Source organism: Thalassotalea psychrophila (assembly GCF_031583595.1).
Classification (GTDB): Bacteria; Pseudomonadota; Gammaproteobacteria; order Enterobacterales; family Alteromonadaceae; genus Thalassotalea_A; species Thalassotalea_A psychrophila.
On record NZ_CP134145.1, the window covers coordinates 2,113,467 to 2,131,310 of the forward strand.

15 protein-coding genes are annotated in these 17,844 nt (G+C 38.8%); 7 read left to right on the top strand and 8 right to left on the bottom strand.

Annotation, left to right across the window (positions count from 1 at the left end):
- Positions 1–14: 14 nt before the first annotated feature.
- On the top strand, positions 15–1,025 hold the full coding sequence (locus RGQ13_RS08430) for a helix-turn-helix domain-containing protein (protein WP_348393113.1): 1,011 nt from the start codon (positions 15–17) through the stop codon (positions 1,023–1,025).
- A gap of 87 nt (positions 1,026–1,112) precedes the next feature.
- Here the strand turns inward: RGQ13_RS08430 and RGQ13_RS08435 are convergent, their stop codons facing one another.
- On the bottom strand, positions 1,113–2,360 hold the full coding sequence (locus RGQ13_RS08435) for a dipeptidase (RefSeq protein WP_348393114.1): 1,248 nt from the start codon (positions 2,358–2,360) through the stop codon (positions 1,113–1,115).
- A gap of 174 nt (positions 2,361–2,534) precedes the next feature.
- On the opposite strand from RGQ13_RS08435, the gene RGQ13_RS08440 reads away from it, so the two are divergent.
- Positions 2,535–3,554 (top strand): helix-turn-helix domain-containing protein, encoded by a 1,020-nt coding sequence (locus RGQ13_RS08440; protein ID WP_348393115.1) that lies wholly within the window; start codon positions 2,535–2,537, stop codon positions 3,552–3,554.
- A 32-nt stretch (positions 3,555–3,586) separates the two neighbouring features.
- On the opposite strand, the gene RGQ13_RS08445 is transcribed toward RGQ13_RS08440, so the two are convergent.
- The gene (locus tag RGQ13_RS08445; RefSeq protein ID WP_348393116.1) at positions 3,587–4,480 is read right to left on the bottom strand and encodes a LysR family transcriptional regulator; all 894 of its coding nucleotides are present in this window, start codon (positions 4,478–4,480) and stop codon (positions 3,587–3,589) included.
- A 141-nt stretch (positions 4,481–4,621) separates the two neighbouring features.
- Between RGQ13_RS08445 and RGQ13_RS08450 the strand changes: the two genes are divergently transcribed.
- Positions 4,622–5,047, top strand: a complete 426-nt coding sequence (locus RGQ13_RS08450) for a carboxymuconolactone decarboxylase family protein (RefSeq protein WP_348393117.1) — start codon at positions 4,622–4,624, stop codon at positions 5,045–5,047.
- A 72-nt stretch (positions 5,048–5,119) separates the two neighbouring features.
- Here RGQ13_RS08450 and RGQ13_RS08455 read toward each other — a convergent pair whose 3' ends face one another.
- Entirely contained in the window at positions 5,120–6,106 is a 987-nt protein-coding gene (locus RGQ13_RS08455) for a D-cysteine desulfhydrase family protein (protein WP_348393118.1), read from the bottom strand.
- A 190-nt stretch (positions 6,107–6,296) separates the two neighbouring features.
- Here RGQ13_RS08455 and RGQ13_RS08460 point away from each other — a divergent pair, with 190 nt between their 5' ends.
- Both RGQ13_RS08460 and RGQ13_RS08465 read left to right on the top strand, forming a co-directional pair.
- The gene (locus RGQ13_RS08460; protein WP_348393119.1) at positions 6,297–7,118 is read left to right on the top strand and encodes an aspartate/glutamate racemase family protein; all 822 of its coding nucleotides are present in this window, start codon (positions 6,297–6,299) and stop codon (positions 7,116–7,118) included.
- 26 nt (positions 7,119–7,144) lie between these two features.
- A complete protein-coding gene (locus RGQ13_RS08465) occupies positions 7,145–8,026 on the top strand; it encodes an SDR family NAD(P)-dependent oxidoreductase (protein WP_348393120.1) in 882 nt (293 codons plus the stop codon).
- 38 nt (positions 8,027–8,064) lie between these two features.
- On the opposite strand, the gene RGQ13_RS08470 is transcribed toward RGQ13_RS08465, so the two are convergent.
- The gene (locus RGQ13_RS08470) at positions 8,065–9,069 is read right to left on the bottom strand and encodes a helix-turn-helix transcriptional regulator (RefSeq protein WP_348393121.1); all 1,005 of its coding nucleotides are present in this window, start codon (positions 9,067–9,069) and stop codon (positions 8,065–8,067) included.
- 135 nt (positions 9,070–9,204) lie between these two features.
- On the opposite strand from RGQ13_RS08470, the gene RGQ13_RS08475 reads away from it, so the two are divergent.
- On the top strand, positions 9,205–10,392 hold the full coding sequence (locus RGQ13_RS08475) for a dipeptidase (RefSeq protein ID WP_348393122.1): 1,188 nt from the start codon (positions 9,205–9,207) through the stop codon (positions 10,390–10,392).
- Positions 10,393–10,471: 79 nt separating this feature from the next.
- Here the strand turns inward: RGQ13_RS08475 and sthA are convergent, their stop codons facing one another.
- The 3 genes from sthA to RGQ13_RS08490 form a co-directional block, all read right to left on the bottom strand.
- On the bottom strand, positions 10,472–11,902 hold the full coding sequence (gene sthA, locus RGQ13_RS08480) for a Si-specific NAD(P)(+) transhydrogenase (protein WP_348393123.1): 1,431 nt from the start codon (positions 11,900–11,902) through the stop codon (positions 10,472–10,474).
- Positions 11,903–12,196: 294 nt separating this feature from the next.
- Positions 12,197–13,834 (bottom strand): amidohydrolase family protein, encoded by a 1,638-nt coding sequence (locus RGQ13_RS08485; RefSeq protein WP_348393124.1) that lies wholly within the window; start codon positions 13,832–13,834, stop codon positions 12,197–12,199.
- Between the two features lie 278 nt (positions 13,835–14,112).
- Positions 14,113–15,348: a dipeptidase gene (locus RGQ13_RS08490; protein ID WP_348393125.1), complete on the bottom strand. Its 1,236-nt coding sequence runs from the start codon at positions 15,346–15,348 to the stop codon at positions 14,113–14,115.
- 158 nt (positions 15,349–15,506) lie between these two features.
- On the opposite strand from RGQ13_RS08490, the gene RGQ13_RS08495 reads away from it, so the two are divergent.
- Positions 15,507–16,490 (top strand): helix-turn-helix domain-containing protein, encoded by a 984-nt coding sequence (locus RGQ13_RS08495; RefSeq protein ID WP_348393126.1) that lies wholly within the window; start codon positions 15,507–15,509, stop codon positions 16,488–16,490.
- A gap of 60 nt (positions 16,491–16,550) precedes the next feature.
- On the opposite strand, the gene RGQ13_RS08500 is transcribed toward RGQ13_RS08495, so the two are convergent.
- Positions 16,551–17,813, bottom strand: a complete 1,263-nt coding sequence (locus RGQ13_RS08500) for a dipeptidase (protein WP_348393127.1) — start codon at positions 17,811–17,813, stop codon at positions 16,551–16,553.
- Positions 17,814–17,844: the final 31 nt, after the last annotated feature.

Sequence of the window (17,844 nt, forward strand, 5' to 3'; positions counted from 1 at the left end):
AGCGGAGATAGGGCGTGGAAAACAAAAATATATCACTGGTTAACAAATCAGCTATATTACCTTGCTTAGAATATCTGTTACGACATAAGTTGTGCAGTCACAGTGAAATTGAACAAAGAGGTTTATCGTGGAGTGACCTGAGTAATGAAAGCGTGCAGTGGGCTCCGTCGAGGCCCTGGTGGGAACTACTGCACCAGAGTGCACATAAGCATCAGATTTATGATTTAGGCTTTAAGATGGCGTTTGAAAATAAAGCTTTTATAATGCCCTTATTGACCAGCATTACGGCAAGTAACAAATCACTTATAGATGCGCTTAATTATTTGGTCTCTCAGGTGAACTATCTGTCAACTGGCGCAATAGTATTTCTTGAAAAATCTAAGCATGGTGTTTGGTTTTTAGCGAGAAACTTTGAGCCTTATCCGCAAACCGCCCTCGACATTATTGAGCAGCATTCGTTAGGCGAGCTGTTTAAATTTTTAAAACATTATTTAGGTGATACCTGGCAACCATCGGCAATAAGAGTAAGGCATGAGGATAGTCGTAACGTTTTTAATCAATACTTTAAACACGCTTGTTTATTAGATAAAAATGCTTTTGCAGGCTTCTTTATTGACGCCAAATATCTGCCAGAAAATTATATTGTAGTTAATCAAAGTGTCGAACAAAAACTAAACACTATCTCCGATATCAGTTTTAAAGATCGCATCTTTCATATCTTATATATAAGGAAAAAGGTCTCATTGATGGTATTAACGTCCCTTGAGCAAGCATTTAATTTAACCGCAAAGCAGATCAAAAGTCGATTGAAAAAAGATGGCACATGTTTTCGTGATGTCGCTAATGATGTTAAGTATAATTTGGCGGTATATGAATTAACTCATAGTAAACTTTCTTTAGCCCAGATTGCTGAAGATTTAGGTTATAAAAATCAGGGACACTTTACTCGTGCTTTTATCAATTGGAGTGGTGTAACCCCATCGCAATACATTAAAGAAAAAGTCGGCAAAGGGGTCAGCCATTAGTCAGTATTATTGAATAGCTATATTCTTTAGTAAAAAAACGGAGCCAAATTGGCTCCATTTTTGTTACCTAAGCACTGAAATTAATATTTATTTCCAGTTAGCGGCATAAACGCGCATTAAGTTTTCACCTAGGAAACCACGTATTTCTTGTTCATTCCAATTGTATTTATCTTCAAGAACGCGAACGATACCCCAAATATCTGCACCGGTTGCTGATTGTAAAAATGCTCCGAAACCTTTTTCTGGTGGGTAAAGATCTGGGAATGGTAAAGCTTTTACCATTAAGTCTTCCATATGGTGTACTTTATCTGAGCCATAACATGTTTTGTCTTTACCAATTAGTTTAGCTGTATAAACCACATGCTCGGCAATAGCTTCCATTGAGGCTTTGCCTTCTTTGTTCATAAACATACCCACACCATTGGTACAAACTACGCCACCGGTTTTACCAATCGCTAAAATAGCTTCATCAGATACATTACGACCAATGTCATAAATGCCTTGCGTATTTGAGTGTGAAGCCATAATTGGTTTTGTTGAGTATTTAGCTGCATCGACACAAGTTTGGCTAGATGAGTGTGAACAATCAATAATAACACCTTGTTCATTCGCGTTTTTAATAAACTCTTTACCTAAGTCCGTTACGCCATTTTCTTCTGGGTTTTGACCTCCGCCAGCTAACGCATTGTCGTTGTTGTAGGTAAAGTTCATTACTTGAATACCTTGCTGTTTTGCCCTGGCAACTTTACTCATATCTTCGATCACGAAATCAGCGCCTTGGGTGTTGTACATTGCAGCGATTTTATTTTCACTTTTGGCCTTGCGAATATCTGCAACCGAATTTACTTTTTCAATGCCCATTTGCTTTAATACTTTATCAGAGCGTTCAATGGTATCTTCCATTGAAACATCGTTAACGCCTGGGTAGCCAAATACAGAGCCTGAAATTAAAGTAATGTTGGCATCTTTGCTTTGTTTTAAAGCAGCGGTTAAATGCTTCTCTGCACCACCTTGCACACCAACTAATGAAGGTAATAATGAGTTAATGACGATAGCATCCTGGTAACGGGCAATAGTTTTAACATCTTTAGCCATATCTGCTTCAGTGCGGTCTGAGCCACTCATTTGGGCAACAATTTTGGCACGCTTTTTATAATCTTCTGTGGTTTTACCACGCGGGTTCCATAATTTATTGTTTATATCTGTATCTGAAACAAAACCTGCTGCTGAGTTCCAGCCGCCTTCAACGTGTTCATGTTTATGACCAATGTTGTGCGCCATAGCAGCGGTAGAAAGGATTGTTGTAATAGTGATTGCGATAATTTTGCGTTTCATAAATGTTCAACCTTATATTTAAACTTAAGTAATAACTTAATATTTTTGTTAAGAGTGTTAACAATTGCTGTGTGTATCAATTGACTAAATAGTAACAACTGGATAATAATAAAAAGACCATTTTTAGACATTTAACAGTTGTTTACATCTCTGTTACAAACCGGGTATTAAACGATGCTAACTAAAACCATATCAATGAGTGCAGGACAGTCACTTGCCCCGACACTGGAGTATTTAAAAACGTTAAATTGTCCATTGGATAAGTGGTTACTTGAAACTGGCTTACCGATAGCGCTGCTTGATGATTACAATATACAAGTGCCTGCGATCGCCTGGTGGCGCTTATTAGAATTGGCCGCAGAGCAGTTACAGTGTTTTGATTTGGGCGTAAAAATTGATCACTACGATCAGGGCAAGCTAATAATGAAGTTGTTTAGACAAGCATTTGAGCAATCTCATTCATTACATGATGTTTGGATGCAGATCATTGCATTAATTCGTGGTGAATCGAGTAATGCCAGTTTAAAGCTTGTCTATCAACAAAGGGGCGCATGGATACAGGGCAGTGGTTTTGAAATGCTGGCTAAGGATCATCCGCAGGTTGAACAAATAGTCTTGTGTCACTTTCGCCATATTGGCCGACACTTTATTGGCGAACACTGGCAACCAAGTGCGCTAAAAGCATTGAATACTGATACTCATGGGGTGTTGGCCGAGACCTTTACACTGGCAAATGTTTTTGACAAAGCAGACTGTACGGGTATGTATTTTAGTAACCAGCAACTCGGTACCATAAACAAACACTTGTTGAACAACGTTGCGGTGTCAGCACTGATAAAACAAAATTTTAGTGAACGGGTATATGAAATTATGTTTGCTTTTTCCCGTTACGGACTACCAGATAAAGATTACTTTGAACGACATCTTGGTTTAACCGCCCGGCAAATTCGCTCACGCTTGGAGCAAGAGGGCACAACGTTTCGACAATTAACTAATCAGGTAAAACTTGATATGGCGAGTTATTATTTACGACAAACGGATCAGAGCATTATTGAGTTGGCATTGATGTTGGGTTACAAAAACTCGACCCATTTTAGCCGTGCTTTTAAGAGTTTGTCGGGGTTAACGCCGTTAGTGTTTCGAAAGCAACAACGCCAGATAAATGTACATGGAAAAAGGGGAGAGAGCCTTTAATCCTTTGGAGGAACGCTTTATATTACGACCATTTAACCTAAATTTATATGTTCGCTAATATAATCAATAAACACTCGTACCCGGCTACTCATCGCTTTATCGGCGTAGTAAACCGCATAAACAGGTATATTTATTGTTTCTTGTTGTTGCTCAAGCAAGGCGATTAAGTTGCCATCTTTTACATCATCTATTGTAGTAAATGCTGATATACAAGCAATTCCAGCTCCTTTTACTGCTAGTTGTTTTATCGTTTCACCATTGTCGGCAAAAATGCTCGGCTCAATAACGACTAAGTTATTGTTGTTATCTTTTATTGGCCAAGTATTTAATTTACTGGGTTTGCTAAAGCCTAAGCACTTATGCTGGATTAAATCTTCTGCGCAACTTGGACGACCAAACTGCTTTATATAGGTTGGTGCAGCATAAAGTTTGCGATGCGTGTGTCCCAGCTTTTTCGCTTTTAATGAAGAGTCTTCTAAGGTTCCTATGCGTATAGCCACATCAACTTTTCGATCAATCAAGTTAATGTTCGATTCGTGTGCTTCCAATACCACTTTTACGTGCGGAAACAACTGGTTAAATCCTGAGATTAAAGGGGCGAGGGCATGAATAGCAAATGGGGTGGCAGCATCAATTCTTAACATCCCCTTAGGTATAGTCTTTTCTTCTATCAAATATGCTTCGGTGTCTTTAATACTGTTAACAATTTCATTAGCTTTAGAAAACAACCACTCTCCCTCTTGGGTAAGGCTTATTTTTCGAGTAGTGCGGTGCAACAAGGTTGTACCGTATTGTTGCTCGAGCTTCTTTATGCTGCGACTCACTACAGAAGCTGCAATATTTAGTTGTTCTGCAGCTTTAGTAAAGCTCAATGATTCAACTACGGCAATGAATATTTCTAAATCTATGATTTGTGTTTTTAACAATAAAGTCTCACTGATGCTGATTTGGCAATTATGTTTTGAAATTATAGCTGTTTATTCATTAATTGGAAGTGGCTAAACTAGCCTCAATAAGTCGCACTGACGATTAGTGTAAATACTTCCAATAGTTAAAAGGTAATGATAATGAGCAGAGTTAATATTCAACAAGTACAACCAGCAGCATATCAAGCAATGTTCGGTTTAGAAGGCTACATAGCAAAATCAACCATCGCAGCAAATTTGCAAGAAATGGTTCGAATTCGCGCATCAATATTAAATGGTTGTCAGTTCTGTATCGGTATGCATACCGAAGCGGCTACAAAATTAGGTGAGTCGAATGAGCGTATCACTGCGTTAGCTAGCTGGAAGGAATCAACTCTATTTAATGAGAAAGAGCAAGCTGTATTAGCTGCAACTGATGAAATCACCAATATCTCTGTTGACGGTTTAACCAAGGAAACTTACACGAATCTTGGTATGTTTTTCAGTGAAGAAGAAATTGCCCAATTAATCATGCTTGTTGCATTAATCAACACTTGGAACCGCATCGGCGTTTCTATGGCAGGTTAATTGATACTTTAACTAAATAGGTCAGTATATTATTAGCTAATATTACTAAAGGGTACTGACCGTTTTAAAGTGTTAAACATAGCCAAATAAGCCTGCAACTCCACCAGTATGCCAAAATAAACTATTCTGACCGAGCGAACCGTCGCGTTTACTCAATATATCAAGCCAGCCATCCAAGGCTTTGCCGGTATAGCAAGGATCGCAAATGATGCCTTCTTCGCTGATCAAGGTTTTAATAGCTTGCCAGGTTGACTCTTGTGCTATGCCATAACCTTCGCCTATATAGCCGTCATCAACATAAATATGTTGGCGCCAGTTTTGTTGTTCAACACCTAAGATCTCGGCTATTTCTACGCATAAAGCGTCTATATTATTAATAAGGTCGTTTTGCTGCGCTAATACACTGACCCCTAGCACTTTTATATTCGAACCGGCTAACAGCAAGCCCATGAGTAATCCTGCTTGAGTGCCTGCACTACCTGAGCCAAGAACAATACTATCTAAAGTGATATTTTGTTCGTTAAGTTGCGTCAACAATTCATTAGCAGCATCCACATAACCTAGTGCGCCAATTGCATTCGACCCCCCCATAGGGATGATATAGGGTATATCGTTACTGTCTGCGGTTATTTTATTCGCGAGTTGTTCGATGCATTCGCCGCTACTTAGGCCTTTTGCAAAGCGAGTAAGTTTAGCATCGGCAAGTTGCTCTAAAAATACATTGCCACCACGTTGATAGTGTTCGCTATAAATAGGGACGGCGTCAGCAAGTGCAATATGACATTCCAGGCCAAGCTTTTTCGCACATACTGCGGTCATAGCGGCATGATTTGATTGTACGCCGCCACCTGTTATGACCGTTGTAGCATCTTTTTGAAGCGCATCGGCAAATAAGTATTCCAACTTTCTTAATTTGTTGCCACCTGCACCAATACCGGTTAAGTCGTCTCTTTTTATATACAGTGTTTGCTGATATTTAATTGATAACTGTTCTAACAAACAAAGAGGTGTTGTTGCTGGCAGCAATTTGATCTTTTCAATGTGATTATAAGCAGACATAAACGTATAAATGGTAGTGATAAAAATTAATAATGGCAGAGAACCTTGCCAATTACCTATCTAAAAAGCAGATATTTTAGTCCTTTGTTACTATTAATTTGTCAAATACAGCCTATCTTATTTAAAGACTAGGTATATATAGTCAAATTGTTTAGTCTTAACGAAATAACAAATCCAAGGTTAATAAATTATGTCTAATGGTTTAATTAAAAAACGCAGCCGGATTTCATTAGATCCTATAAACAATGAACCTATCATTACAGAAATGACAGGTGCTGATAAGCGTAAATACGATTTTGGCGAAGATATTGGCTTATTAGTTTTTCGCCCTTGGTATAACTGTATTTCTTATCCAAAACATTTTGCCTACGCTAAAAGTTATGACTTTCCCGTTAGAATTGCCTTCGTTGATGATCCTGTTGACCCACAAGGGTTTATCGATGGTCGTGATGAATGGCGAGGTTGGAATTTACCTAACTGGATCAATGCTGCCAAACAATTACAAGAAGATGGCGTTAAAGCCATTGTTGGTGGTTGTGGTTTAACTGGTGCAATTCAATCGTTGATATCTAGAGAACTCGATATTCCATTTTATTCTTCTACTGTGATGTTTGCACCGCTTTTACATAAAAGTATGGCTAAAGGTAAACGTATAGGGATTCTTACCGTAAGTGAAGAGCAGCTTAGAGTGCGCGATAACATTTTATTAAAAGAATGTGGTGTAACTGATGATATGCCTATTGTGGTTCGGGGTATGAATGAAGCTGCTGAGGCTGACAAGCAGGTTTGGTTAACCATGACTACTGATGCGTATGATAAAAGCGCCGTTGAAAAGGCTGTCGTTAATACAGCTGTAAACCTGCAAAATGAATATCCTGATTTAGGTATGTTTTTATTAGAGTGCACCGAAATGCCGGTATATTCAGAAGCAATACGTAACGCAACTGGCTTACCGGTATTTGATGCTCTGGATATGGTTAACATGGTACAGAGTACTGTTTGTAAAGATTAGTTTGATGCACTGGACAGAGAAATAAGATGAAAGATTTTAAACAAAAAGTTGTTGTTATCACTGGTGCCGCTTCTGGCATTGGTCTTTGTTTAGCAAAGAGTTTCGCCGCTCGTGGGGCTAATTTGGTAATAACAGATCTTAACCAAGAAGCCTTGGATAAAGTGACAAACGAGCTTGAAAGAATTAATACCAAGGTAATTGCCGTACCCGCTGATGTGCGCAAGTTTGAACAAGTAAATGCAGTTGCCAATGCGGCGTTTAGTGAGTTTGGACAAGTGGATGTGCTCATTAACAATGCTGGTGTATTTACTGCGCCAAAATTTACTTGGGAATGTGATGAAAGCGAATGGGATTTCCATATCGACATCAACTTAAAAGGTGTAATTAATGGCATACGTGCCTTTATGCCACGAATTATTGAACAAGGCAACCAAGCTCATATAGTGAATACAGCTTCGTTAGCAGGGCACGTCGTCGAACCATGTTTCGGTCCTTATCATGCCAGTAAGTTTGGTGTGGTAGCGGTAAGTGAATCAATTAAACTTGAACTGGAAATGTTAGGTAATACGAATATTAAACTTTCAGTTGCTTGTCCTGGTTTTGTTAAAACAGGGCTTTTAGGCGCACAAAAAGGTTTTGAAGTAGTTGACGGCGATCCACTTGCAACCATTAAAGAAAACTTTACTGCTGGTTTTGATGGTCGAGGGTTAGATGGCAATGATGTTGCACTGCAAATTATTAAAACCATCGAAGATGAAAACTTTTATCTGTTTACCCATGATTTTTCTCAAGAGGTTTTAAACCACCGCATGAGCCCAATCATAAAAGGAGACAGTGCAGGGCTCCGTGATGATCAAATAGAGAGTTATGGCGTTGAAAAAATTCAACAGATGATGCAACGTAATTAAAGAAATTTTAACACTCAATAAAAGCCTCAAAGTATTGCTTATTTTGAGGCTTTTTTAGTTTGTAGTTGCCGGTAACTTTTAGGTGTAATACCAAAATAAGATTTAAAAGCGCGAGTAAAATGGGCTTTATCAGTATAACCAAGTAGAGCACTAATCTCCTGTATCTGCTTGTTAGAATTACAAAGCTGTAATTTAGCTTTATCCATAATCATCAACATTATTAGATTCCGATAGCTTTTATCTTCTAATTGCAACATACGTTGAATCGTTCTTGCTGAAATGCCCGATACTTTAGCAACATAACTTAGTTTCGGTATTTTATGGCCAATGAAGGGGGTTAATAATTGGATCAATTGATCACAGAAATTTACTGGAGGTGAGTAACTATATTGACGTCTTTGTATAAAGTATTTATTAGAAAATGATTCTGCGAACATATTGCGTTCTATCACTACTCGGTTGCATTCTCGGCCTCGATATATTTGAGTATTCGGCAGAGCATGTTGTAAATCATTATCATCTTGCAGCCCTTGTAAATGTACTTCCTTTGGTTGCCATAGTTCATCATCGATTAAAAATTGAATTACAGAAATAAAAGATATGATGCTGTGCTGTTGAACAATATTTTCGCCAATAGAAAACTTAGTCATACGTTTATGGCAAAAATACAGATCGCCACTATTAGCTTTTTCTAATGATGCTGATGGTAAGTAACCCTGTTTATTAAACTCGCAGCAGAACTTAAATAAATTGGATAATAGAACATTTTTATCTTGTTCAAGTCTGTTGAGCTGATTTGAAAAAGCCTTCAATGAATACTTCTGCGCAGAATATATGCCAAAATCTTTAATACGATTACGTTCAATGATCTCAAACAGGTGCCTAAATACCACCGCGGATATTTTAAAATCGGCTAGTTCAGAATCATTCTCCATCACCATATCTATATAGTCTTGAAAATGTAAGTGCTTAATATCAAAGTCTTTTAAGGCTAAAAAATAAGGCAAATAAAAGTGGGTGGGAATGAGAGGTATTATCTTCATCTGAATGTCTTTGTTTTTGATAATACATTCAGTTTAGTAGTTTGGCGTAATATGGCAATTAAATTGTGTACTTCTTCTCATATAATTTACCTCATCAAACTAACTAACGAATTTTTGATTACCAAAGGTGTTTATATGAAGAACTTACAGAAAAATATAATAGCTATATCGCTATCAACTGCTTTAGCAAGTTTAGCATTTGCCTCAACAAATGCGATTGCGATCACTGATGCAGAAGTTGAAGAGAAAAAGGCTTATTTACAGAAAATGACTGAAGCACGCCCAGGTGATGAACGGGCAAAAGACAAAGCCGTACATCAACGCTATAAAGATGCGATTGTCATCGATCAATTAGTTCCAGGTACGCCTAATGGTTATGTTGGGCAATCTACTCAAGATTGGGAAGTAATGGCCGGTAAATCTCGTGATAATAACATTGACCTTGTTTCTTATACCGCAGCAATTGACGATACTTTTGACCCATTAACTATTGTAAATTGGATTGCACAAGCGAGAATTTTTTGGGATCAAAACCCAGAGAAATACCAAGTCATTGAAACTGCCGATGACATTATCGAAGGTCATAAAAATGAAAAATTTATGGTTAATATGAATTTTCAGGGCTCTAATGCCTTAGGTGGTAACCTAAACATGGTTGAAACCTATTATAAGCTGGGTGTGCGTTCAATGAACTTTGCTTATAACGTACGTAACCATATGTCTGATGGTGGCGGCGTCTCTGCCGACAGAGATGGCGGTTTAAGTAAAGCGGGTATTCGTTTAGTCGCTGAAATGAACCGTGTCGGTATGATTGTTGATTGTACTCATTCTAGTAATCGTACTTGTTTAGATGCTGCTGCCGCGTCAACTAAACCAATTATTTTATCACACTCTAATGCGTTAGGTAGCTATGCATTACCGCGCAACTCGCCAGATGATGTGATCAAGGCTGTAGCCAAAACTGGTGGAGCAATTTGCGCCAATGGTTTAGGCGGTTTCCACAACAAACAAGGTTTTGCTGGCCCTGAAGATTTAGCCAAAACCATTAACTATGTAAAAGAGTTAGTAGGCGCTGAACATACGTGTTGGGGCTCAGATTATGTTGATCCAGTTGTTTATGTTAATGCATTAGATTTTGTCTTACGTAACCCTGAATCTTATCCGCCAGAGTTAGGTTATGGTAGTCCAACTGAAATTGCTGAACCGGGTGATATATGGGGTGTAGTTCCTGTATTAGAAGACAAATACGGCTGGAGCGAACAGGAAATAAAAGGTTTCTTAGGTGAAAACTTAATGCGAGTATACAAGGCAAATTGGCGTTAATTCAAAGTCAGTTGCACCATTAAAAAAAGCCCGAATATCATTATGATATTCGGGCTTTATTATTGTTTATTTGAGAACTTTAAAACAAACGATTCAAACCATTTAACGCAGCAACACGGAATGCTTCTGCCATAGTAGGGTAGTTGAATGTTGTTTCGATGAAGTAATCAATGGTATTTCCACCATTTTTTTGCTGCATGATCGCTTGGCCTATGTGAATGATTTCTGCTGCGTTTTCACCAAAACAATGAATGCCGAGAATTTCTTTAGTTTCACGATGAAACAATAACTTTAACGAGCCAACCAAACTGTTAGATATTTGTGCACGCGCCAGATGTTTAAATTGTGCACGTCCAACTTCATATGGAATTTTAGCTTCGGTTAACTCGAGTTCAGTTTTACCAACTGAGCTGATCTCTGGAATGGTATAAATACCTGTTGGGATATCGGCAATAAGTTTACCTGCAGTACCGTTATTTATTATGGCACCAGCAGCTATACGGCCTTGATCATATGCTGCACTTGCCAAGCTTGGATAACCGATAACATCACCTACGGCATAAATGTTATCTACGTCTGTTTGATAAGCGCCATTTACTTTTATTTGACCTCGGCCATCGGCTGTTAAGCCCGCTGCAGCTAAATTTAGTTCGGCTGTATTACCGGTACGACCGTTGGCAAACAGTAAACAGTCGGCCTTCATTTTCTTACCAGACTGTAAGTGCACGATCACTGAGTGTTTGGTGGTTTCAACTTTTTCAATCTGCTCACCATGGCGAATTACTACGCCATTGTTCCACAGGTGATAACTTAAGGAGTCTGACATTTCATCATCTAGGAAAGACAATAAACGGTCACGAGTATTAATTAAATCGACTTTTACGTCTAAGCCTCTAAAAATTGACGCGTACTCACTACCAATAACACCAGCGCCATAGATAATGATTTGTCTTGGATCGTGCTTTAACGACAAGATACTGTCTGAGTCATACACTCTAGGGTGACTAAAATCTATCTCATCAGGGTGATAAGGGCGAGAGCCAGTAGCGATGATTATGTTATTCGCACTGATGGTCTCTATAGAACCGTCTTCTAGGGTGATTTTAACATGGTGGGCATCAACAAATTCTGCTTCGCCATGAAAATTCGTTACCCGGTTACGATTATAAAAACCTGCGCGTAAATTAACTTGCTTGTCGATAACCGATGATGCATGAGAAAGGATATCAGGGAAAGTCAGATGCTTAGGTTGTTCTTCATTAGCAAATAAAGGGTTTGAGTTAAATTGAATAAGCTGACTTACTGACTGGCGCAATGCTTTAGAGGGGATAGTACCCCAATGTGTACAGCCGCCACCAACTCGCTTGTAACGTTCAATAACGGCAACAGTTTGCTCTTGCTTGGCCAACTTCATTGCCGCACCTTCGCCACCAGGCCCTGTGCCGATTATAATTGCATCAAAATCATATGACGTATTGCTTTGATTTGAATTCTGCTTTTGTTTAGCCAATGTAAATGCCTTTTACCCTTTGGGTGAGTAGAATAATTAACAGGATTATATCTTAAGTTAATGGGGGCAGTGATATTTTATTTTTAAATTGAATAAAATATCACTGACTCTTTAGCTAATAGTTACAAAAAATTAACTAAATTTTATTGTGATTGATCAAGTAAAGACCGAATATCCTGTTTCAATGCTTCTAGTACGATGAAAGTGATAAAGTACTGATGTGCTGAAAGTTATGAGTGCATAAAAAAGATCTGCAGTTGCAGACCTTTTGACGTTGCAGCTTAATTTAAAAAATTATTTTATATGTTCTAATTCAAGCGGTTGCCATTTACTTTCCGTTGGCGCGAAACGAATTGGTTTACCTACCATTTCATTTAGAGCTTTGCCATCACGTTTTACAAACTTACCGTTCACTATTACATGGGGCATGCCTGCTGGTGGTCTGCCATTTTCACCCGGCACATAATCTGATTTGTCAGCAACCGTATTGGCGTCAAAAATGGTAATGTCGGCAACCATCCCTTCTTGCATACGGCCACGTTCGTCGAAGAATGTTAGCCCCATTTTACCAAGGTAATAGGCTGAATTATAACTGAGTTGTTTTATCGATAGCATTAACGGTACGTTATGCTCACGGCCTAAGCGTAATACTCTAGAATGCGTACCTGAAGTACGCGGGTGACCACTAAAATCATTACTATCAGTATCCCAAGTCATGCCATCACGCATATCCCACATGCCGTCGCTACCTACGGTCATTCCTTCTTCCTTTATCCAATCATCAAACCAATCGAAGCGATTGTTGTTATAACCGACCACGATACGACCCGGATCTTCTTTTTGTAATGCCACAACTTCTTCTTTCGTTAAGAATTTTGATTGAGAAGGATCATAAATAGCTTCTTCATAAGTAAAGCCTAAAACGTCTTCCCAGACAGCTGGTGTATAAGCGATAGCGCCAATGTTAGAGGAGCCGCCTGCATAGGGGTAGTATTCACTCCACACGTTATAGCCTTGGTCTCGGGCAAGTTGTAATTTCTCTTCAATTTCCCACCAACCGTAATCATTGTTGTGCGAGTAAATGAGCGGTGCATTTAGTGCCATGGCATTGGCAATAACTTCATCTGCGCCAATGGTTGATTCTGCTGGCGCTTTGTTTTGGGTGTGATACCGGGTATGGCTACCAATAGGACGTCCATAACGTGCCGCTGTTTTTTGCACTTCAAATAACTCGTAACTTTGCACACCTGCTTGCGCATAACCTGGCGTTGTACCAATACAAAGTGCACCTTCGGTTAAGCCTTTATCTAAAATTTTCGTAATTTGATTAATTTCATCTCTGTTTGCAACGGTTACCGACCAACTATTAACACCATCTTCTGCAGCTTTTGCGCGCATGGTGAACCCTTTAGATGCATCAATAGGATCATTTATTTCAAGCTTATCTAATACCATCATCCTAGAATGTTCATGGGCAACACAAGTACCATAGTTAATTGGCCATTTGCCAGCTTCTGCGTCATACCAAGCGGCCACATTCGATGCACCAAGCTCAGTATCCATGGCGGACGTTACACCATCCATCATAGCCATTTTAATGGCAAATTTTTGTGATGAGTGAGTATGAGTGTCGATAAAACCAGGGGAAACAACTAGACCTTTGGCATCGATAGTGTCGCTACCGGTAATTACATCTTCAGTTATGGCAACAATTCGACCATCTTTAATACCAACATTGCGAATACCATCAAAGTTGGTTTCAGGGTCTAATACTCGACCATTGTTGATTACTAAGTCGTAACCGTCTGCGCCGGGCGCTTCACTATTACCGCCCATAGAGCTACATGCAGCAATGGCAAAAGCTAAACTTGTATAGACGCACACTTTGGTAATCGCATTAAAATTAACCTTAACCTTTGATTTTGAAGTCATCTAACCATCCTCTGATTTAATTGAACGTTCTCTGAAAAACGATATTCTTTATTGTTAAAATATTCACCTTAAAGATAGACCAGTACAGGCAAATTAAATAGCCATTTGGTACCGTTTTGGGCGATATTTAAAAAGAATAATGAGTTTTATTAATGACTTAAATAATAGTACATCATAGAAATAGTAGTATTGTTATTTATGGGAATATGAAAACGAAAAACGGAAGCGAATTTTGCTTCCGTTTTGTTTTATCTAAATTTTAGCTGATGCGTTGTTATTTAGTGATTGTGATTTGCTTTAACGAAAACTTCACCTTTATCATTCATTACTTCACTCATTACACGAATGTAGTTAAGACCTAAAAATCCACGGATTTCAGCATCAGTCCAATCGTAGCTTTGTTCAAGAATAGCAACAACAGCCCAAATATCCGCTGGTACACCAACACTTGAGATTGATCCATAACCTTCTTCTACTGGGAATTTTTCTGGTGTTCGAACTATCCAATGTAACGCATCTTCCATGTTATGCACGTAATCTACACCCATGCATGTGTGCTCTTTACCAACAAGCTCAGCCACATATTGAACTGATTCAGCTACACGCTTTGGTGATGCGTCAAAATCATCATTTAAGAAACCACCAACCATATTGTTACAAGCTAAACCACCTGATGCGGCAACTGCTTTAATGGCTTCATCAGAAGCGTTACGTCTAATATTCATTAATGCACGCGGGTTGGTGTGCGACAAAATTACCGGTTTAGTTGATACCTTTGCTGCGTCAACACAAGTTTGATCAGATGAATGTGAACAATCAACGATAATACCTAGTTCGTTCATTTTTTTAACGAGTGCAATACCTTTATCTGACAAACCTTGATCGTCATCAGTCATATTAGTTGAAATGCCGTCAGCGTACTGATTACGAGTGTTGTAAGCAAAGTTTACTCGGTTTAAACCAAGTTCATTTAATTGCTCAAGTTGTTCCATTGTTTCAACCTGTGCAGCGCCTTGTAAGTGATAATCATATGCACCACGGCCTTCAACTTTTGCTTTGTAAATGTCATCAACTGATTTAACTAAAATACGTCGCTCAGCCTGGTTTGCAGCATCTGTTTCTTTTAAGCGTTCAATGGTTTGATTGAAATCTTTATCAGTTCCGTTTGAAAGGGTTGTTGATAAATAGGTGTAACCGTAATCATACGAGAAGTTCATCATTTCATTATAACGAGGTGCGGTTAAACCTGTTGGGAAGTTAACGGCACCTGTTGTTAGAGTATCCATAACAATGGCATCACTGTACTTGGCTCGAACGGCTAAGTCCGCCATACGCTCTTGCGATGTACGAGGGAAAGCGGCTTGCATTAAAAAGGCAACACGCTCGTTAATTTGCGCTTCAGTTTTGCCTTCAACATTCCAATAACGTGCGGTGAAATCGTCTGAGATTTCAATTGCTGATACAGAGCCAGAAGCTGCGATAAGAGTTGCTAGTGCGATTGTTTTCAATTTCATTATTACTTACCTCTATTAAGCCGTTTAGCTTATGTTTAAATTTCAACTCGTTGTTTTACTAAACGAGCAATTGAGGCTAGTATATGGATTAAAGTTACTAGTTTCTGGCCATATTATTCCGATTGTGAGGAAGTTTGTTATCAGGAGGTTACAAAAGATTGAAAACCTTACATTTAATTAACAGTCAGTCGCTGTTGCCAATAATTGCTTACTTAAAGTTACAAAAGCTTGATGTTAAATCTTTGCTCTATCAATCTGGGTTACCTGTAGAATTAGCGAGTAAAGACTGTAAAGTTAAGGCTGTAGCGAATTATCAATACTGGCAGTTCATTTCTATGTGCCAGCAACAACTTAATAGGCCTGATTTTGGATACCGCTTGGTGAAAGAGATCAAACTTGCCACGATGAAACCTATTTTTGATCAGGTTTGTGATAAAAGTTTGAGTTTATACGATGGTCTGAATATGTTGGTGCGGTTAATGTCTCATATTTCAACTCATGCTAGCTATGGCTTGAGTCAGCAAAAGAATGGCATTTGGTTATATGGCAGTAGTGTTGAAATTGAAGAAGAGGTATTGCCGCCGCTAGAACAAATCTCAATAGCCAATATGATCGGCTTTGTTCGTTATTACCTTGGTGACAACTGGCAACCATCGGCGATAACACTACAGCACAAAGATGAAACGAACGAAACTTGTAAATATTTTCCTAATTCTCTGGTTACCGATGTGCAGACTAAAACTGGAATTTTTATTGGCAAAGTTCACCTAGGTAAAATCAACTATAAATTTACTCTCGAAAACTTAATCGGGAACAGTGAGATCGACATTGATTTTAGTGACAAACTCTATCAATTACTCAGCCATTATGCCGGGCTTGGATTTCCGACCATTGACAAATTATCCGAGTTGGTAGGTTTAAGCCTTAGGCAAATACAACGTCGGCTTGTAAAAGAAAACACCAGCTATCGGGATATTTTAAATAAGGTGAAGTTTGATACAGCTTGCCAGGAATTAACACAAACCAACAAACGTATTATCGATATATCTCAACTGCTTGATTATACCGACGCGTCACATTTCGGTAGGGCGTTTAGAAAAATATCGGGCATGTCACCTAAGCAATATAGAGCGATTCATTAAACATGGGCAGAAAAAAGGGTGACATTTGCCACCCTAGATAAACAAACAGTAAGTTAATTACTATTTCCAGTTAGCTTTGTATACACGCATTAGATTTTCACCTAAGAAGCCGCGAATATCGCTTTCTGACCAGTTGTATTTGTCTTCTAGAACTCGAGCTACACCCCATATATCACCGCCAGATGCATTTTGAATCGGTGCGCCAAAGCCTTTCTCCGGTGGATACTTGTCAACAACACCAATAAAGGCTTTTAAGAAGTCTGCATACATATGTGAGTAATCTGATGCATAACAAGTACGATTTCGACCAATTAACTCTGCTGTATACTGTACATGCTCAGCAATCGCTTCTACTTCGGCAGTTCCTTTTTCATTAAGGAATAAGCCTACGCCTACAGTACATACTGCGCCATCTGTTGCGGCAATAGCTTTCATTGCCTCATCGGTAATATTTCGGCCTGTATCATATAGCGCTTTTGAATTTGAGTGTGTTGCTAATACCGGTTTAGATGAATGTTTTGCCATATCAATACAGGTTTGTGACGATGAATGCGAACAATCAACAATCACACCTTCTTTATTCATCCTTTTTATAAATTCGATACCAAGTTCGGTAACACCATTATCAGCAGTGTTTTGGCCACCCCCAGCTAAGGCGTTGTCATTATTATAAGTAAAATTCATTACTCGAATGCCACTATCTTTTGCCCATTTTACTTTGTCTAAATCTTCAATAACAAAGTCTGCACCTTGAGAGTTATACATAATTGCCATTTTGCCATCGGCTTTAGCCTGGCGAATATCTTCAGTATTATCAACTTTTACTAAATCAAGCGCTTTAATTGCCGCGTCAGTGCGGTCAAGGGTATCTTGGAAAGAAACATCGTTAACCCCTTCAAATGCCCAAACTGAAGTTGAGATCAATGAAATTTGATGATCACGGTTTTTATTTACCGCTTCCTCAAATTTATCTTCTTTGATGCCCTGAATACCAATCCCTGATGGCATTAACGAGTTAATTACAATAGCATCCTTAAAGCGGGCTTTAATGGCTTTATCTTCGGCGCGCTCTGCTTCAGTGCGACTGGCATCGAAAAACTTTTCAACATAGGCTGCACGTTCATTAATTTCGGCTTGTGATTTACCTCGAGGGCTCCAAAGCTTCGCTTCTACATCAACATCAGAGACAAAACCAGCTTCGGCGTTCCAACCATTTTTAACGTGCTCATGTTCGTGACCGATATCATGTGCTGCTGCTGTATTTGAAATAATGGCACCAGATAAAATGGCAGACGTTGCCAGTACGATTGCTTTAAGTTTCATAAAAATACCTTTTTGCTTGTTCACAAATTAA